Here is a 2,091-nt window from a genome sequence, read left to right on the forward strand (position 1 = left end):
GTCATCGGCTTTCTCTGCTATTTTCTTGGCTTCTTCACCTGCCATTTCTGCTAATCTTGCTATAGTCTTAGCGTTATCTGCCACTTCCTTCGCGTTGTTAGCTGTACTCCACCCTTGATGAGCTGTGTTGCCTGAATTTTCCGCTATCTTCTTGGCTTCATCTGCGTACGTACGCGCTAAACTTGCTATAGTCTTAGCGTCACCTGCTACTTCCTGAGCTTTATTGGCATTACTCCATCCTTCATGAGCTGTACTTTTTGCCTTTTCTACCTCACTGCGCGCTTGTGCCGCCTCATGGTTAGCATAACCAGCTGTCTGTTTGGCTTCTTTCGCTATCTTTTCAGCTTCACCCGCTACTGTCTCTACCTGTGATGCCTTCTTTTGTGCACCATCAGCTACCTTCTTTGCCTCGTCCGCTGTCGACTTCGCACTATTGGCTAATTGTTTTAGACCATCCAAAGCACCTTTCGTTTCTTCTGCTACCTTCTCTGCTGCTTCCGCTTTACTCTTTGCTGCTGTAGCTATACCCTTCAACGCTTCTGCATCAACCTGCCCTGCCGTCTCTCCTGAACGCGCCGCAGACTCTGCTACCGCTTTCGCTTCAGAAGCTAATTTTGTAGCCTCCTCTGCACTCTGTTGGGCTTGATGAGCCGTCGCTGTTGCTGTATCCGCTGCACTTTTCGCTTCTAAGGCTATCGCTTTGGCATTACTTGCCTCTTCTTTTGCTTCTTCTGATACGCTCTTCGAAGAAGTCGCTGTTTGATTTGCTTCATTCGCAACTCTCTCTACACTTTCTGCTTTAACCTTTGCTTCTTCTGATAAACTTTTAGCATTAGAGGCTGTTTGACTTGCTTGTTCACTCGTGGATTTCGCTTCAGTCGCAACAGTCTTTAAACTTTCCGCTTTAGATTTCGCATCGCTAGCCTCTCTTACAGCTTGCTCTACTTTCTCTGTTGCTCTATCCGCTACATTCTTGGCTTCTTCTGCTGTGCTCTTCGCTGCATTCGCAACTGTCTCTACACTTTCGGCTTTAGCTTTTGCATCAGCGGCTGTCTGCTGTGAACTTACTGCTGTGCTATGAGCTGTTTCCGCTAAACTCTTAGCTTCACTCGACTTCGTTAACGCTTCTAAAGCTTTTTGCCCGATCTCATCACCAGCCTGTTTAGCTGTGGTAGCGGTCGATAATGCCGTTTCTGCAATACCTTTCACTTCTTCAGAAATATTCTTGACATCATTGACTAAGGTAAGCGCTGTAGATGCTTTATCCTTCGCTGCATTCGCTTCTGTAAGCGCATTGGTAGAGGCATTTTGGGCTTCTGTTGCAAGTTGTTTGGCTTCTTCTGAGAGTGTCTTAGATGACTCTGCTATCTGTTTGGATTCTCTTGACTCCGTTAATGCCTTCTCTACTGCCGTTTGTACTTGAGACGCTGTTTTTGTAAGTTCTCTAACAGAAGATGTCGCCCGTTCCGATAAACCTTTTGCTTCTTCGGCAATATCCTTCGCATCAGCGGCTGTCTGTTTGGCTCCATCTGCCTTCATACTTGCTTGTGTCGCTACTGTCTTAACTTCATGACACGTTGCTACCGCTGTTGCGGCTACTTGCGTCGTCTCTGTTGCTGTTTGGGAAGCATCTCTCGCTGTTTGTTCTGCACGTTCAGCAATGGATTTCGATTCATCGGCTAATCTCTTTGCTTCTGTCGAGACATGGACGGCGTTCTCACTTGCCTGCTTGACCTCTACAAAACTTTGCAATGCCGTAGCCAATGAACCTTTCGTACTACTTATTTCCCCTGTAGCTCTATCAAATCCTGCCTTCGCCTCTTCTGCCATTTGCTTGGCGGCTTCAGAGGCACTCTTGGCTTCTTCGGCTAATCCCTTGGCTGTATCCGCTGTATCTTTTGCAAGATTAGCCGTTGTTGTTACTGCTGTAACCGCTTCACCCGTTTTGGTAACTTCGCTAAGCGCTCTTTCCGATACTTTTTTCGCCTCTTCTGCAACCTGTTGCGCGCCATTCGCACGCGCCATGGCTTTTTCCGACTCTTGTCTTGCATTAACAACCTGCTCTAACGGCGCAAAGGTTTCATACGAATA

Annotated in this window: 1 pseudogene; it reads right to left on the bottom strand. The window is 47.2% G+C overall.

The annotated features are described in order from the left end of the window. Positions 1–2,091 (bottom strand): annotated as a pseudogene (locus ACFINH_RS09645) (hypothetical protein); the annotation flags it as partial.

It is taken from the genome of Bartonella sp. AA74HLJMH (genome assembly GCF_042197045.1).
In the GTDB taxonomy this organism is placed as follows: Bacteria; Pseudomonadota; Alphaproteobacteria; order Rhizobiales; family Rhizobiaceae; genus Bartonella.